The organism is Streptomyces sp. NBC_00820, from assembly GCF_036347055.1.
Classification (GTDB): domain Bacteria; phylum Actinomycetota; class Actinomycetes; order Streptomycetales; family Streptomycetaceae; genus Streptomyces.
The window spans coordinates 7,993,175-8,010,301 of sequence record NZ_CP108882.1 but is presented as its reverse complement, the minus strand read 5'-3'; the positions used below and the strand labels follow the sequence as shown (position 1 = coordinate 8,010,301).

Genomic DNA, 17,127 nt, shown 5'->3' with positions numbered 1-17,127 from the left:
AGGGGGATCTGCCATCCGTCACGGCGCCCCATGCCGTCTGGCAGGGCCAGTGCGTCCCGCACTGCGAGCACCGTCAGCGGCCAGACGCCGCTGAGCGATCTTCACTATGCCAGCGTAGGAACAGACACCGGCCGTCAAAGGCGGATCGCTGCTGCCGTTACCCGTATGCATGAACTCCGTCCCCGCGGAGGGGGCTTGGACTGGCCGATCCAGAACTCGCCGCATCCGCACGGCCTCGACCGGATGGCCCGTCGGACCAACTCCTCCGCCCCCGGTTAGAGATGCGGCAGCTCGCGCTGTACGGAGCGGCCGTCGCTCAATCGGTGTGCTGTTCTGGAGAATCCTGCGCCCGACCGGGGGCTCCGCGAGAGGATGCACTGGATCGGTGGGCAGTACGCAGTAGGTCACCGAAGACGCATGGTTCCCGGACCGGCCGAACCCCAGCATGTCTGTGGGGGTTGGATGGCGGTGGACGCTGCGGGAGTGGGATGAGCGGGGGGGACATGGCGACGTGGTTCGAACGTATGGCAGCGATTCCTGGTGTGCGGTTCACCGGAAGCCCTGGTGTCGTCCGCGAAGCGCTCACAGAGGCCCGCGTCCGTCCGAAGGTGTCGTACGGCTCGCTGACGTGGCCGTCTGCTGAGGGCCGTACGTCGGCAACGCCGGCCAGCCGGCATGTGCCGGTGGAGGCGAGCGGAACGGACCTGGTCACCCGGGTCTGGGAGGCGCTGGAGCTTCCCGGTGGGGCGATGGACTACCACTTCGTCCTCCAAGGCGCGGTGGACCGCTTGTGGAGCGGCCGACGCTCCTACCCTGACGGGCTTGAGCTGCTTGAGGTGTTCGCGCTGCTGGACTTGGAGTTGATGGAGGCTGCCCCGCAAGCCGTCTCCTTTGACACCGGCTCCGTCCCGACCTCGTTCGTTCACGTGACGTCCGTTCCCCGGCTGGTGATGCTGCTGGAACGCGAAGGCGCCTTCACCGACGCCCTCGAAGTGGCGCGGCGGCTGGCCCGTTTCGAGCAGGGTGAGGATGCGGTGGACCGTCTCTCAGAGAAGATCGGCGCACTGGCGGCCGAGGCGACGGCTGGCGGGGCCGCATGAGTGCCGGGCTGGAGCTGCTGATCCCCTCGGCGTCCTACCTGGAAGAGGCCTTCCTGCGCTGGGTGCTCACTCCAGCCGCGCAGCGGGGCATCGTGGCGCATGTACACAGTCAGCATCCGGTGACGGTCAACGAGCGGACCTACCGGCTGGACTATCTGATCGCTGGCGAGTCGCTGCATCTGGCCGTGGAGTTGGACGGGTTCACCTTCCACAGTGACCGGGCCGCCTTCACCTACGACCGGTTGCGGCAGAACGACCTGGCGGCCACGGGGCTGACGGTGCTGCGGTTTTCCTACGACGCGGTGCGCCTGGACACCGCCCGCTGCGTCGCGCAGTTGCAGGCGATGCTGCGCCAGGATGCCGTGCTCTCGCCACTGGTCATCGCCGCGCCGCGCGTCGAGGTCCCGGAGATGGTGGGCGATCCCCTGCGGGCGGCCGATCCGCCTCGGGGTACCCGGTCATCTGCAGATGAGGCCTACTTCGCCGGTGTGCGCGCTCAGGTGACCCGAGAGCCGTTGCGTACCTGCCAGGACGAGGCCCTGGCCGCGCTGGCCAACTACTACGCTTCCGGCGGTCGGCATGCGGCCACGGTGATGGCGGTCGGGGCCGGCAAGACCGCGCTGGGGGTGGCGGCCGCATTGTCCTTCACCAGGCGGCGAGCGCTGGTGGTGACGCCGGGCTCGGTCATCCGCGGCACCTTCGCCAAGGCACTCGACCCCGGTGTGCCGGGCAATGTCCTGTACGGACTGGCGGGCGGGCCCCTGCTGCCGGGTGCCCAGCCGCCGGCCACACTGGTGCTGGACGCGGATGACGAGCAGATCAGCCAGGTGAGTCGGCAGCGGTTGCTGGCTGCGGACGTGCTGGTCACCAACTTCCATGCGCTGGGTACTGGCGACAAGGGCGGGGACCTGCTGGCAAAGCTGGAGCCGGGCGATGTCGACTTCATCGTTGTCGACGAGGCCCATATCGCGGCCAGCGCCTCCTACCAGCGGCTGTTCGCCCACTTCCGGGATGCGCGCACGCTGTTGATGTCGGCGTGCTTCCAGCGTCTGGACGGCAAGCCGATCGACGCCGATGTCGTCTACCGCTACCGGCTGGTGGACTCCGTCGCGGACGGCTCGGCGAAGAACCTGCGCGTGCACCGGTTCGCCCCGGACGCGGCGACGACGGTGTACGAGGCGGTGTGGCCCGACGGGCGACGCGAGCAGATCACCGGCCGCGATGCGCTGTTGGCCGCGTTGGGTAACGAGCGGAGGATGGCCCGCATCACCGCGCAGTCCGATGCCTCGATCCGGCAGGTGATGATGGTGACGCGGGCCTGTCTGGATGCGCAGGCCAAGCTGCTGGCTCCGGTCAAACCCCGGGCGCTGTTTGCGGCGATGGGTGAGGCCCATGCCCGGCAGATCGCCCGGATCGCCGAAGAGCACGGCATTCCCTGCGCCACGCTGCACCACAGCATGTCGCCGTCGTCGATCAAAGCCACCCGGCGGCGCTTCGAGTCGGACGCGGGTGATCTGCAGGGCATCGTGCAGCTGCGGATGCTTGGCCAGGGCTACGACTTCCCGCCCATCACCGTCGTCGTGCCCGTGCGTCCCTATGGCAGTTTCGGCGAGTTCTACCAATTCATCGGACGTGGCGTGCGGGTGCTGCGCCAGCCGGGTCTGGCAGCCGATCAGCAGTATCTGGATGTGGTCTGCCATGCCGAACTCGGCCTCGAGGACCATCTGGAGGCCATGTGCGCGGACAACGACATGGATCCCGCGCTGCTGCTCGGCGTTCCCTTGATCAACATCTCCACGCTGGAGGCGGACTTCGCCGGCGGTAACGGCCTCGGGGAAGGCGACTCTGACAGTGCGCTCCCGGGCGGAGTCGACGCGTTCGTGCTGTACGAGCAGGGGCGTGTCGAGCAGCGGGTCGTGCATGACCTTGACCGGGTGGAGGCCCGGCGGGCGGAGCGGGAAATGCAGCTGATGGCCCAGCGCTACGCCGTCTACGCGCAAAACACCGCGGCTCCGATGCCGTTTGAGAAGTTCGTCGACTACATGCGGAGGCTGACCGGTGGCCAGTGACCAGCCGCGCTGGTGGCAACCCGTTATCGATGCGTGCCCCGAAGACGCGCTTGCCCTCGAGGCAGCTGCCGGCCAGCAGCAGAGGTTCGTCCAGCTCGACACGCTCGCCACCCGGTTGCTGACTGCAGCGCTCCACGGCCAGCCCACGGTCTCGGTGGTCCGCAGCACCGGGCCGCAGGCTGCGGACCACGTCGAGGTGCTGGGGCTCAGCTCCCAGGAGAAGGCGTGGTGTGCTGAAACGTTCGGGGTGCCGGAGCAGCAGCGGCGCGGTGCCTGGTACCTGCCGCAGAAGCTGTCACTGAACGCCGGGGCGGTGAACCTGCCCCGGCTGGTGCGTGAACGGCCAGCCCATGCCCTGACGCTGGCCGCTGACGACTCGGCCGGCGTGAGCCTGGTGGACGGCGCAGCCGATGCGGTGCTGCTGTGGGCAGTGCTGGTCCCGTTGTTCGAGACACTGATCGAACCGATCCGGGTTCGGGCAGCGGGGCCTGGGAAGACAACCGACGACCAGCGGCAACTGTGGTCCGGCATCGAGGAACGCTACCGGCTGCTGGGCATCGCCGGCGATGTTCTGGACGCCTTCCGCTTCGGCGGCGGATGGCACCGGCTGGACCGGCACGGCCAGCAGCACGCCCGCCTGCGCCTCCTGGACGCTTTGGCGGCCGTTGATCCGCTGCAGCTCGTCACCCGCCATCGCATCCTGCAACTGCAGGCGCTGATGGCCGGCTTCGCCAAGAAATCCAAGACCGGCACCGCCCTCGCGCGCCGGGTTGTGACGCGCGCACTGCAGCCGGTTGTCTCCGGCTACTTCGCCGGCGACTGGCTGGCCACGCTGGACTACCTGCAGGCGCCGCCGCACCCGGACGAGGAGGTCATCACCGCGCTGCCCGAACCGCGCCTGTATGTGGGAATGTCCGCCCAGGCGGCCGACATGGCAGCCGAGGCAGGCATCCCAGAGGACGAGATCCACGCGATGCTCGCGGCCTTCCTCGGCGGCCCGACCTCCCTCTCCCCCGTCGAAGAACGCGTGGCGGCTCTGCGCGAGTGGTGGACGGCCTTCGACCAGGCGCACGCCGCCCAGAAACCCGGCATGCGGCCGCTGTGGGGGCTCGTCGACGACAACATCATGGCCTTTTCCTGGCAGGACGAACACGGCTTCACCCAGCAGCTGTACCGGCAGGTGCTGCCCTCTTCCGTCAACGAGCAGGTGGACCGGCTGTGGCAGTCGGTGACGCTGCAGCGGCACGCCAAGAGCCTCGTCAGCAACCCCCGCCCCCACCAGCTGATGGCCGAAGCCCTCGGCCCCGCCCTGGAGTTCTGGCACGGCGTCGCGCTGACCGCCTGGTTTGTGTGCGAAGGCCCCTACTCCCGCGCTCCCCTGTCCGGTGTGGCCGACTACTACAGCCGCACCCTTACCGCGCTGACTGCCGCCGGCTGCCCGGTCCCCCCGGACTTGTTCGAGGAACTGCGCATCGCTGAGCAGCATCTGGGCCCCGAAGAGATGATCGTCAAGGAGCGCACAGAGCTCCCGGTGGACACCGCCATCGGCGCCTTCACCATGACGTCGACCATCAGCGGCGGCAGCCGCCGCGAAGGCTTCGAACGGGTCCGCGACATCGTCACCCGCCATCGTCGTGCCTGGGCCGAGCGGTACTTCGACACCTACCTGCAGCAGCGCTGGCGCACCTCCCTGGAAGGCGTCGCCCAGGCGCACCACCGGTTCGTGGCCGCGAAGGGCCGTCCGCCCACCCTGATCCAGTTCGCCCAGTTCGCCACCGCCGCAGCCAACCAGTGGACCGGCGGCGACCTCGGCGCTCTCTACACCGCGATCGGGGAACCCGCACCCGCCCAGCAACTGCACCCGGCCCGTCTGCTGCCGGGTGACGGCTATGACGTCGCCCAGCGCGTCTACACCGCGCTCGGCGGCACCACGGTCGACAACGACCTGCGCATGAACCAGCCCGAAGAAGCCCGACGGCAGTGGCAACTCAGCCGCCTAGCCGTCGAAAGCCTGCGATACCTGCAGCTCCACGAAGCGCTCGGACAGCCCCCAACGGGCAAACAGTTCGGCTCTTCACGCCTGGCCTGGCCATGGCCCGGAGAGGAAACTGAGGGCTGGCCGCTCTTCCAGCACACCCTCGCCGCTCTGACCAATACCAGCCCGCCCGCAAGTGAACCTGCCGCAGGGACGGCCGAGGCCGCCCCACGCCTGCTGGACAACACCAAGCACGTGCTGGCCAAGGGAGCCAACGCCCCTCTGCGAACCGAATCGGTAGCGGTGCGCCTCATCACCACCGGCGTGCCAGTCGATGTCTCTGCCGTACTCCTCACCAGCCACGGCAAAGTACGCAGCGACCACGACCTGGTCTTCTACCACCACCCGCACCACGACGGAGTCCGCACCAGCGGCGACACGGTCACCGCAGATCTGCCGCACGTGCCCGATGACGTCCACACCGTGGCCGTCATCACCAGCATCGACCTCGAAGCCCAACCCGCCGCTTCCTTCGACCAGAACACCACGTGGCACGTCGAGGTCACCCAACCCGTTGGCGGCGGACTCGCCTTCACGCCTGTCCCGTTCGTCTCGGGCGAGACCGTCACCATCGCTATGGAGATCTACCGGCATGGTTCGGGCTGGAAAGTACGTGCTGTCGGCCAGGGCTACGACACCGGGCTTGCCGGCCTGGCCGCGGACTACGGCATCAACGTCGAGCCCTGACGGCCATGTCAGTGCCTGTCGCTAGGGTCGATTCTGTGATCAGTGGCCAAGAGCCAAACCCGCCGACCGGCAAGGAGGCATGGCGGAAGGCAGTCCGTCGCTCGTCTCCTGCACGCGGGTGCGATCGTGACCGAAAGCCACATCATGCGTCGGGTACTACGGGAACTGCTGTGATCGCAGGAACCGTCCTTCATCCCGTGACCGCTGGTTGCCGGGGTTCGGGAGCTGCAAGAGGTGGCGCACGGTAAGAGAGGGATGGACATGTCGCGTGGGCGCAGAGTCACGGTGACGGTTGCCGCTGTGGCCGTTATCGCCTCAACTCCCGCTTTCTGGCTGCTCGATGGGCCGAATGCCGGGCAGATGGTGGGGGCTTCGGTGCAGGGCGCCACAGGGGTGTGCGCCTTGTTGTGGGCCTGGATCCAGCCAGCCGCACGGGCACGGGACACCGTCACACGGACGGGGCGGGCTGAAGCGTACGGCGGCGGAGAGGCCCACACCGGCATTCGCCGTCGTCATGGAGGCAGCGGAGAGGGGAGTGTGGAGCAGAGCGGGGATGCGAGCGCCCGCGGGCAGGGAAGCAGGGCCGGCACCGGCATCGACTACACCGGCTAAGGCTGCCATGGCGGCGGGGTGGATGGTGAGAGGGCCGATGAAACGGTTCCGGGTGAGGCGCCCGACCCGTGGCCAGGACGGCACCGAGCAAACGGCGCCGCCCGTCAGCGTCAGCGAGAGCGGTGATGCCGTCGCCACGGGTGGCGGCGATGCGCTGAGCGGCTACCGCGGCCCGGGCCCCCAGGCGGATGGCCGGGCCGTGCGGGTGGAACGGTCAGGCGATGCGATCGCCGCGGCCGCCCATGCGGTGGCCATCAGTGGCAATGTCAGCCAAGTGCTGGTCTCCGCTCCCCCGCCGCGCCAGCCGTTGCATTGGCCCGTCCGGTTGGGCTCGGTACCCGTGCTTGCATCTGCGTTCCAGGACCGGTCTTTGGTGCGCGATCGGATCGATCAGGCCAGGGCAGGCCATACCACGGTGGTGCTGGCCCAGGTCCTGTCCGGCGGCGGGGGCGTGGGCAAGACCCAACTCGCTGCCGCCTACGCCCACCAGGCCCTGGAAGACGGCATCGACCTGGTGGTGTGGGTCGACGCCAGTGACATCGAGCAGGTCATCGCACGTTACGCGCACGCCGCACACGTCGTGGAAGCGGCGGCGGAACACCTTCTGGGCAAGAGTGCTGAGTCCGACGCCGGAGTGTTCCTTCAGTGGCTGGCGACCACCCGACGCCCGTGGCTGCTCGTCCTTGACGACCTCACCGATCCAGAGGCCATGCAGAAGTGGTGGCCGCCGTCCTCCGCTTTCGGTTGCGGCCGCGTCGTGGCGACGACCCGCCGCCACGACGCGGTGCTGTCCGGCGGCGGCCGAGCCGTGGTGGACATCGACACCTACAGCGCGGAAGAGGCCGAGGCCTATCTGCACGAGCGGCTCGACTCGGCGCACGCTGCCCATCTCATGGACTCTCAGGCCGGTGAACTGGCCGCAGCACTGGGCTACCTGCCGCTGGCTCTGTCACACGCGGCCGCCTACATGGTCAACGAAGACGTCCCTTGTACGGAGTATCTGCACCGCTTCAACGGCAGCACAGCACGCCTGGACGACCTACTGCCACGCACGGCAGACACCGAGGGCTACGGGCGGCAGGTCGCCGCGGCTCTTCTGCTCTCATTGGATGTCGCTCAAGCGAGCGAGCCCGTCGGCCTGGCTGTTCCGGTCATGCGTCTGGCCGCCGTTCTGGACCCGGCCGGACACCCCCGTTCCCTGTGGGCCAGCGACGCCGTCACCCACTACCTCGATACCCAACGCACCGCACCTCCCAACGGAGTTACCGCCGCCGTTGATCCTGACCAGGTGCGGGCAGCCCTGCGACTTCTGCACCGCTACGGCCTGCTCTCCGATCACGCTCAGGCTGGTTCCCGCGCGGTGCGGCTGCACGCCCTGACCGCACGAGCCGTACGCGAGTGCACTCCCGACGCCACGGTGCAGGCGGTGGTGAAAACCGCCGTCGACTCGTTGAGGGAACTGTGCGACGAGGTCCCGTGGTTCGACCGTGAGACGACAGCCGTGCTGCGCACCAACATCGACAGCGTCGATGCCTGCGCCGGGGACCTGCTGTGGAATGTCGAAGGCCATTACCTCCTGCGCTGGACTTTGCGCAGTCTGATCAGTGTCGGCCTTGCCACTGCAGTTCCCTACGGGCAGCAGCTGATCGGCATCAGCGAGCAACTGTTGGGCCGCGCTCACCCCATGACCCTCGTCGCTCGACGCGATCTCGCATGGGCCTGCCTCCTCGCGCACCGTCACAAGGATGCCTTCACGCTCCTGCAGGAGGACTTTGCCCACCAGGACGAGCGTCTGGCCCGTGAACGACAGGAGCCCTCTACGGTTGGCCGTGGGCGCGTCCATGCCTCTGCACTGCTGGAGGACACCGTTGCTGTTCGCGCACGGCTGTTGGGGCCTGGAGACCCCGCGACCCTGGAATGCCAAGTCAAACTCGCCGTCCTGTACTGGTCCCGGGGCGACAGGTCGGCGGCCACCGCCCTGCTGAAGCGATCCCTCACCGGCTGCCGGACAACGTTCGGCGCCGACCATCCGTACACCGTCTCGGTCGACAACCGGCTGTCCCACTGGCGAGAGCAGCACAAGAGGCGCTGGTGGAGTCGCACACGCAGCCAGTCCAAGCCGACGTAGCCAGCCGAACGATCGGGGCAACTCTCGCGCGGTGGGCGCGGCTTCCCGCCTCCTCACAGCCCTTCGGCCACGGTCGTCCACAGGCCTCCGCCCCCGCGTTCAGGTGGAGGCGCCAGAATCCCAGGCACCGGCGAGCAGACGGCGACCTGCGCCACGAAAGAGCGATCGATCCTCAGCTCGCACATCGGCAACCGTCGTAGATGCGCCATCGGATGTCTGACCAGCACAAACCTAGCCGCCCAGGCCACGCAGCCATAACGAAATCCAGAGCCGATCACCATGCTCCGAAACGATCACTAAATCTGCACCTCAGAGCCTGCCTGCATGCCAACTGCCCCAGGAAACCTCAGGTCAGATCCATTGCCACACCGCAGCAAGAGATCCTGAAACGATCACTAGATACACATGTCAGCGCACCATTCACCTAGGACCTGTCCGGTCGATCTTTGAGGTGACGGTGTCTGACGCCCGTGATCTCGTTGTTGAAGGTCTCGTCGAGTGAGGTAGAAGGACGGCATGGATACCGCCGTACTTGAACAGATGCTGGACGAGACCTTCGATCACGCTGTCGTCCACCACGGATACACCAACTACATGCGCGACTACGAGGTAATCGTCTACGCGACGGCTGATCCCCGTACCGGTATCACGCCGTCCCACCTGCGGTATCTCTTCCGGTACTGCGTCGAGGCCCGATGCGAGACGTCGGTGCCGGCGGAGACCTGGCGGATCTCTTTGGACGACCGGCTCATCGACCACGAAACCGGTATCGACCTCGACGGATACGTCTGGGGCGTGAAGTGGCACGGCCTGTACCCGGGAGCCAAGCTCCTTCCTGAGTCGGAGGAGACCCGCCGCTGGTCGAAGGCCCTCGGGATCGACTTCCATGAGGTACGCATTGAGACCAACGCACACAACCTGACCTTGCTCTTCTCGGACCTTCAGGTGAGCGAGGTCCCGGTCGGATACGCACCCTTCGTCGCGGAGTAGGGAGCAGGGTTCGTGTGATCTTGTGACCGGCATGTGGTCTGGTCGTTCTTCCTGTCATGGGGCGGGGTGATCTGAGTGATGCCGAGTGGGCACGGCTGCGGCCGTTCCTGCCGGTCAGCAACAGGCGTTGTGGCCGGTGGCGGGATCACCGGCAGGTGATCGACGGGATTCTGCACCGGGCACGGACCGGCGTGCAGTGGCGTGACCTGCCCGAACGGGTCGGGCCATGGAAGACCGTCTACGAACGGCACCGGATGTGGTCGGCCGACGGGACGTGGGAGCGTCTGCTCCAACAGGTCCAGGCCCAGGCCGACGCGGTCGGGGAGATTGACTGGGACGTCTCGGTCGACTCCACCATCGTGCGGGCGCATCAGCATGCGGCGGGCGCCCTCACCGACCCGCCGCCCCTCGCGTCAAAGGGGGCCGAAGAGCCAGGACATCAGGTCGAAACGCCGTGGCAGAGCCTGCACGCCCGCCTGGTGGAGGTAGTGCGGGAGGTGAGAGCCTCGGGTGCTCGCGAGGCGGGTTCACCACTAAGCTCCACCTGAGTGCGGACGGCCGCTGTCGCCCGCTGTCCCTGGTCGTCACGCCAGGTCAGGGGGCGGACTGCACGCAGTTCAAGCCGGTTCTGGAGAAGATCCGCGTCCCGAAGCTCGGGCCGGGCAGGCCGCGCAAGAAGCCGGACAGCGTCGCGGCCGACAAGGCCTACAGCAACGGGCCCTGCCGCGGCTATCTGTGGCAACGGGGCATCCGGCACACGATTCCCGAGAAGACCGACAGCCAGGCCGCCCGCCTACGCAAAGGGTCGAGCGGCGGACGGCCACCGGGCTTCGACGAAGAGCGGTACAAGAAACGCAACACCGTCGAGCGGGCCATCAACCGTCTGAAGCAGCACCGGGCGGTGGCCACCCGCTATGACAAGCGCCGTTACGTCTACCTCGGCACCGTAACCGCTGCAGCCCTCACCATCTGGCTCCGAACATGATCGACCGGACAGGTCCTAGTGATCGTTAGCGGATTTGTCAGAGGAGTAGGCGAGGCTACTAGCGTCCTCCCCCGCTCACCGAGCTGCTGCCGAAGCTGCGCCCGTACCGGGAGGCCCCGGTCGGGTGGCCGGCGCACTGCGCGAGGGAGGGCCGAGGAGTCCTAGCGTGGCCCTTCCCAGCAGTCAGCGCTGGGGCGTTCGCGCCCCTACGCGCTGAATGGTCCGCCGGCCGCTGGGGTGGACTGGGCTGCGGTGGCCGAGGGTGAGGACTCGGCGGCGGGCTCCGGCTCCGGCTCATCGACCACCGGCGTGACGTCGACGGCCGTGAGTACAGCCTCCGCCTCGGCGACTACGGCCTCCTCCGTCGCGGGCGCGGCCTCGGAGGTCACGACCGTGGCCTGGGAAGCGGCGACGGCGCGGCGGTCGCGGTAGTCCTTCAAGACCTTCCACCCAGCCACCGGCACGCCGACGGCAAGGGCACCGAGAATGAAGGCTCGCCGCTGGCCTAGCCGCCGCCCGAGCTGGACGTAGGCTGCCCGTAGGGCATCAGGGCCTCCTAGCTTGCGTGCCTCCGCGCTGAGTTCCGAGTAGTCCCACACCGCGCTCCCCCTCACCTTTCGCTGCTGTCCAGTAACGGCCTGATCATCCCAGGGCCAAGCTGACTCGGGGGCGGATCAGGACAACCGGCTTACCGGACCCTGGATCTGAGGGCGGGGCGTTGTCGAAGCTGCGACCGCACTCTGGCCGTGCAGTCCGAGGGCCTCGCCGATCCGTAGGCCCATGCAGGCCAGCAGTGCGATGAGGAACCGGTCCCGTGCCCGCGGCGCGAGGGCGATCATCTCGGCAATCTGGGTCGGCGCCAGGTCCTGGTAGCCCGGCTCGGTCACCCGGAACCGGAACGCCGCGGCGTCGATGGTGCGGAACTGGTCGCGCTTCCCAGCGTCGTAGCCGGCTGGGACATTGCATCAGGTACTTGGGCTGCGACAGCAGGCCGGCGACACTCGGCTGTACCCAGCCGTTCGCCACGCAGAACCGCAAGAAGGAAGCCACCGCAGTCATCACCGCGTTCGCCGTGTTCTGCGAACGCACCACCGGCCTGCCCGCCCGCGCCCGATGCCCGCGCGGCGGCAGCGGCTCAGTGACCAGCCAGCGTTGGAACCCCGACAACGACAGGAAGCTCGGCATCCGCCAGTCCAGGCGCTGGCCACTGCAGTAGCTCAGGTACAATGCGACCCGCCCCGCGTAGGCCCGCTCGGTATTCGGCGAGAGGTCCCGCGCCCGCAGCGAGGTGATGAACACCGACGCCTCCAGATGCAACTCCAACGTAAGGCTGTCAGCGACCACCCACCGCGCTGCACTGGTGGACGGGTCGATCGCCCGCTCCGCCATGAACCCTGGATCCATCCCCGGACCGTAACCACCACGGTGCTGACCGGCCGTGGGTTCACGCGAGCATTCATCCCCCCCAGGTGACATCCACGCCAAACGTCACTCGCACACGGCAATGGCGGACTACAGGGCCCCTCACCGCACCAATTATCAGCTCCGGTCATGCCGATGAGCCGGGTTCACTCTGATTGTCGGACGGGGCCGGTAGGTTTCTCTCTCAGCCAGCCGAAGCGAGGGGACCGCCAGTGACTGCGAGCAAGGCAGCGAGGTCGGATGCCGGTGGCAGCGCCGGAGCGGGAGGCTTCGACTACCAGCATCGCGTGGCAGCGTGGCTTGCTGTTACCTCCTTGGCTGGCACGGCTGCCCCCGCCGTCCGGGGCCTGTGGACCGGGTCGGTGCAGCAAGTTGCGTGCGAAACCGGGGAGCCCGTCGATGACTGCCGGGTAGACACCTCCGATGGGATCACCCTGGTCCTGCAGGCAAAACGGACCATCGGCATGTCTATCCGGGCAACTAGCGAAATGGCCAAGACGGCCGCACAGTTCGTACAGCAGCACCTGCTGCCCGGCCACGCGCATGAACGTCTGGTCCTCGTCACGTCCTCCGAGGCATCAGGAACGGTGAGAGTCGATCTCGCCCAAGCCCTGGACCGGCTCCGTGGCGAGCCCGTCGAAAAAGACGTGACCTCCCTGGGCCTCAACGCCACCAAGGTCGCCGCTCACAACACGTTCGTGGCGCATGTCCGCCGGCAGTGGGAGAAGCAGCGAGGCACAGCGCCGTCGGCTGCCGAGCTCCGGGCATTCTTGGCCTGCTGCTACGTCTGGACCCTGGATGTAGAGTCCGGCGGCCAGGCAGAGCGCGAGGCTCTCGGGCTGCTGCGCATGACCGTACTCAGCGACGCCGCTCAAGCGGAGGCCGCCTGGAACGTGCTCCTCGGTGCCTGCGCACAATTGGCCATCCTGCATTCCGGCGCCGACGTGGCGCAGCTGCAGGAAAAACTGTCGTCGGCCACCATCGCACTGGCCACGATCAAGGATTTCACCGCAGATGTGGAGCTCTTGACGAAGTTCACGAAGCAGGCTCTCGACGAGTTGGACCACGGGCTCACCACCATCCCCGCGCCGCACGATCCGGTGGCAATCGAGCGCAGTATGACGACTGGGCTGGATGCGCGCTCACAGGACGAGTCGTTCCTCCTCGTGGGTGAACCTGGGGCCGGTAAGACAGTGGTTCTGCACGGGTTGGCTCGTGAGGTAGCTGCTCAAGGCCGGCCATTGGTCTTCATGCAGGTCAGTAGCCTTGCTGCTGAGAGCATTGGTGAGCTTCGCACGGAATTGGGGCTGCAGCACTCCTTCGTCGATGTCCTGGCCGAGTGGTCTCCCGGCAGCACCGGGCTATTGATCATCGACGCTTTGGACGCGGCACGAGCGGACGCCTCAGCCGGACTGTGGCGGACAGTCATCGACAATGTCAGTCGACAGCTGCCCCGCTGGCGAGTGGTTGCCTCAATCCGCACATGGGACCTACAGCACTCGAGTCGCCTGCGCACCCTTTTCCCAGGCGCCCCCGTGCTGGTGGAGGACCTGACAGACGACGAGGTGAAACAAGTCAGTGATGCCTTTCCGGCGCTGAGGAGCCTGCTGGACCAGGCCTCCGAACAGCAGCGACGGCTGATGCTCAACACCTTCAATCTGCGCCTGGCTGCTGAACTCCTGCTGGAAGGCTCGGCAGCATCAGATCTTCGCGGGATCGACAGCAGGCCGGATCTGCTGGACCGCTACTGGCAGGCACGCGTTTCGGACGGGGCCGGCGGCACCGCCAGGGAAGCCCTGCTGGTGCGACTGTGCGCGGCAACGGCGCGTGAGAGGAAACTTGCTGTACCGGCCCAGACAGTGCTGGAGGGCGATATCGCCGCGGCCACGGTCCTGGACAGCCTGCTTTCCCGATCCGTTCTCAGCCGCGTACCGCTTACCGTGGGGAACCCTGCGCGTGGGCCGATTCAGTTCGCGCACCATGTGCTGTTCGACTACGCCGTGGGGACGGTCTACTTCGATTCCTTCAGCGACGGTCTGACGGAGTGCTTGCGGGCAGATCCGGACCTGCTGCTCTTCGCCCGACCCAGCATCGACGTGTACCTGCAGATGGCGTGGAAACAGGGGGCAGCCCCGTTCTACACACTTGCGTTGGAGCTGATGGCCACGCCATCGCCAAGCATGACGGCACCGGCGATCGCGGACGTCGTGGTCCGCAATTGCAGCAACGCCGCAGAAATCGAACCGCTGCTCGCCGGCGTTCCAGACAGCACTGCGGAGCTGAAGCGACTGCTGGGGGCGATCGCCGTCGTCGTCTCCATCAGAATCAAAGAAGGCAGTCTCGCGAACCCGGGCGTGTGGGCGGATGCAGCTGAGCGGCTTTCCCACACACCCGAGCACGCCGGCTCCGCGTTGGGTGTCCTGGTCACCGACTTGGCATCCCACCACACGATCCTCACTACGGCGTCCCTGCAACAGTGTGGCTTGGCCGCGCGGCGCCTGCTGGAACATATCTGGACTCAGCCACCCACTCTGTGGGCGCGACTGGCCATCCCCGCAGTGATCCAGACAGCTACCAGCGATCCGCAGGCAACCGAAACTCTGCTCAGGCGCGCCCTGGAACCACCGCAACTGCAGGAACGGGGCTACAACGACCTTGTGGCCCTGACCCACGAGGTCGAACAGCTGACAGGGCTAATGCCCGCACTCGTGGAAGACCTCTACGTCACAACGCTCAGCCATGAAGAGAACTCTTCCGAAACCACACAGATGGGCTCAGGCGCCGTCCTGACGTTGCTGTCCAACCGCCGACAGGACTTCGGCGCAGCCAAGTATCCCCTAGTCCAGTACTTCCCCGACCTCCTGCGAACCGATTCCCGACGCGCACTGTCCATCCTCACCCGGCTGAGCACCCTCGGACATACCCAGCCGACAGAACATCAGATGATCTTGAACAGCCACGCAGTCACGATCCAGGAGGACGGCTCACACCTGACGGACTTCGGCACCAGCTACGCGAACGACGACCCGGCGGCCCTGTTCAACGCCCTTCAGGACTTCGCGTCGAACGCCACCGCCGCGCAAACCCAGGAGCTGGTCGAGGCGTTGACGGCAGCCCCTCAGGCTGCCGTCGTGTGGCGGCGTGTCCTGTTGTCCGCGCCCCACAATCCCGCCCTCGCCGATGCCTTCTTCAGCGATCCGGCAACTCTCGTGACGAGGCTACTCATCCCCGAGCTCGCCGGACCCGCATCCACACTGACAAGAGCACTGCATCCCACGCTCGGGGCTACAGAAGCAGGCCGGCTGGAGGCAGCCGTGCTCGCGCTGAAGCCCCTCAGCGCCGACGATGGCAGCCAGGACTGGGACCGGGAGGATCGCCGGTACCGGATGTTCCTCAACGCGCTCTCGGCAGAACACCTCATCGATCAGTCCTTGGCCCACGACCACCAGCCCCAGGCCGCAGCCATCGATAACGACGACGAGGACGACGATCTGGCCTGGGCCGGCCTGAACCCGACACCGGTCGCGGCCAGCGGCAACCCTGCAGACGAGACCGTACAGATCCTGAGCGACGAAGTCCGCCGGTTCACCGACACCTACCTCAACGGCGCCCCGACTCCGGACGAGATCACTTCCTGCGTCCCGGTCGTCACCGCGCTTGAGGCAGCTCTGGTCCAGGCATCCTCCGTAGCAGTGCGCAACGAAGCAGAAACCCTCGTGGCCAAGGCAGCCGAAATCTGGACACGCACCATCCAGGCGCCGCCATCAGCCCTGGACCACGCCCGGTCCATCCTGCTGTCGCTGAAGAGCAGCCCACGTCCTGAGCCGACAGATCAGAACGCCAACTACACCATGCTCATCCCGCAAGGCCCGCGCACCGAGGCAGCCCGTGGACTCGGGCAGCTGTGCCTGGTGCCCGAGCACTACACCGCGGAGGTGGGCAAGGCGATCCTCGAGCTCTCTGCGGACCCTGTCGGACAGATCCGGCACACCATCGCCAAAACAGCACCGTTTGTCGCACGCAGCTCCCCGGACACCGCCTGGGAACTCCTCGAACTGCTCGCCCAGCAGGAATCGGACGATGCCGTCCTGAGCGCAACGGTCGAGGCAGCTGCCCTACGCATGAGCGACCGACACCGAGGCACGCAACTCCTCGCCCAAGTAGCGGCTCGCGTGAACCCGAGCGAAGCCCGCGAGTCTGCCGCCTCAACCTGCGCAACAGTTGCAGCACTTCTCTGGGTCTATGACGCCATGCCAGAGGCCAGAACACTACTCAATCAAATGATCGATAGCTGGCCGGGGCAAAGTGCCTGGTCAAGTTCCCTCCACATACTCCGCTCTCAGAAGGCTCTCACCCACAATGACCCCGCCGTCCGCAAGCGCGCCCTAGATTTCATGCACGAGCTCGCCGAGCCGGCACTCCGCTCGGCGCAGGAAGCGATCAGGCGCGCAGACCAGCTCACCGACAGCGAGAAAGAGCAGTTGAAAGCCGAAGTTCAACTGCTCGACGGCATCGCCTTCCAGCTCTTCTCCGGCAGCGGAGCCATCGACCGGGAAGGCACACCACCCACATCGGACCAAGTCAGGCTCGTCGACGAAGCCGACCCAGTGATCCAGATCCTGGCGCAGGTTCCCGCAGCACCCGTCACCCACCACCTGGTCGAGATCTACGAATACATCACCGACCATCGCCCACAAAAAGCTCTTCTGACGATCCGCGACATCATCAAACAAGCTGGCACACAAGACGGATACACCATGGACCCGATGGGCCTGGGCACCTGCGTAAAATTCGTGGAACGCATCCTGGCCGACCACAGGAGCATCCTGCACACACCGGAGAACCTCACCGCCCTGCGGGAAATCTGCGACGCCTTCATCGACGCCGGATGGCCCCAAGCCCACCAACTCGTCTTCGGGATCGAGCAGATCTTCCGCTAGAGATCTTCAATGGCTGAGGTTAGAGGCTGTTGTCTTTTCGATCTTGAGGGATGCGCGTCGAACGGGAGTCCCGATCGGGTGGTCACGGGACGCTGGGGCGCATACGAACAGGGCCTCCTGAACAGCTCGTTGGTGTCGAATCACCGAGCAGCAGGAGGC

9 protein-coding genes are annotated in these 17,127 nt (G+C 66.8%); 8 read left to right on the top strand and 1 reads right to left on the bottom strand.

Going from position 1 to position 17,127, the window contains the following annotated elements; genetic code table 11:
• The first annotated feature begins 503 nt into the window (after positions 1-503).
• From OIB37_RS35840 to OIB37_RS35815, 6 genes are all read left to right on the top strand, one after another.
• Positions 504-1,100, top strand: coding sequence for a hypothetical protein (locus OIB37_RS35840; RefSeq protein WP_330455476.1), 597 nt, complete (start codon positions 504-506; stop codon positions 1,098-1,100).
• Positions 1,097-3,169 (top strand): DEAD/DEAH box helicase family protein, encoded by a 2,073-nt coding sequence (locus tag OIB37_RS35835; RefSeq protein WP_330455477.1) that lies wholly within the window; start codon positions 1,097-1,099, stop codon positions 3,167-3,169. Before OIB37_RS35840 ends, OIB37_RS35835 begins: the two co-directional genes overlap by 4 nt.
• Entirely contained in the window at positions 3,159-5,891 is a 2,733-nt protein-coding gene (locus OIB37_RS35830; RefSeq protein ID WP_330455478.1) for a TerD family protein, read from the top strand. The genes OIB37_RS35835 and OIB37_RS35830 overlap by 11 nt, the downstream gene beginning before the upstream one ends.
• Before the next feature lie 649 nt (positions 5,892-6,540).
• Positions 6,541-8,631, top strand: a complete 2,091-nt coding sequence (locus tag OIB37_RS35825; RefSeq protein WP_330455479.1) for a tetratricopeptide repeat protein — start codon at positions 6,541-6,543, stop codon at positions 8,629-8,631.
• Between the two features lie 516 nt (positions 8,632-9,147).
• Entirely contained in the window at positions 9,148-9,621 is a 474-nt protein-coding gene (locus tag OIB37_RS35820; RefSeq protein WP_330455480.1) for a YxiG-like protein, read from the top strand.
• A 56-nt stretch (positions 9,622-9,677) separates the two neighbouring features.
• Positions 9,678-10,606, top strand: a protein-coding gene (locus OIB37_RS35815) for an IS5 family transposase (RefSeq protein ID WP_443058097.1) whose coding sequence is annotated in 2 segments (ribosomal slippage) — positions 9,678-10,011 and positions 10,011-10,606 — 930 coding nt in all. Because the reading frame shifts where the segments join, the coding sequence is not laid out codon by codon here.
• A gap of 206 nt (positions 10,607-10,812) precedes the next feature.
• On the opposite strand, the gene OIB37_RS35810 is transcribed toward OIB37_RS35815, so the two are convergent.
• Positions 10,813-11,046 carry a hypothetical protein gene (locus OIB37_RS35810; RefSeq protein WP_330455481.1) on the bottom strand — a complete coding sequence of 78 codons (234 nt, stop codon included), beginning with the start codon at positions 11,044-11,046 and terminating at the stop codon, positions 10,813-10,815.
• 533 nt (positions 11,047-11,579) lie between these two features.
• Here OIB37_RS35810 and OIB37_RS35805 point away from each other — a divergent pair.
• Together OIB37_RS35805 and OIB37_RS35800 are read left to right on the top strand one after the other, a co-directional pair.
• Entirely contained in the window at positions 11,580-11,822 is a 243-nt protein-coding gene (locus tag OIB37_RS35805; protein ID WP_330455482.1) for a hypothetical protein, read from the top strand.
• Positions 11,823-12,240: 418 nt separating this feature from the next.
• Complete coding sequence (locus OIB37_RS35800; protein ID WP_330455483.1) at positions 12,241-16,968, top strand: ATP-binding protein; 4,728 nt, start codon at positions 12,241-12,243, stop codon at positions 16,966-16,968.
• Positions 16,969-17,127 lie beyond the last annotated feature (159 nt).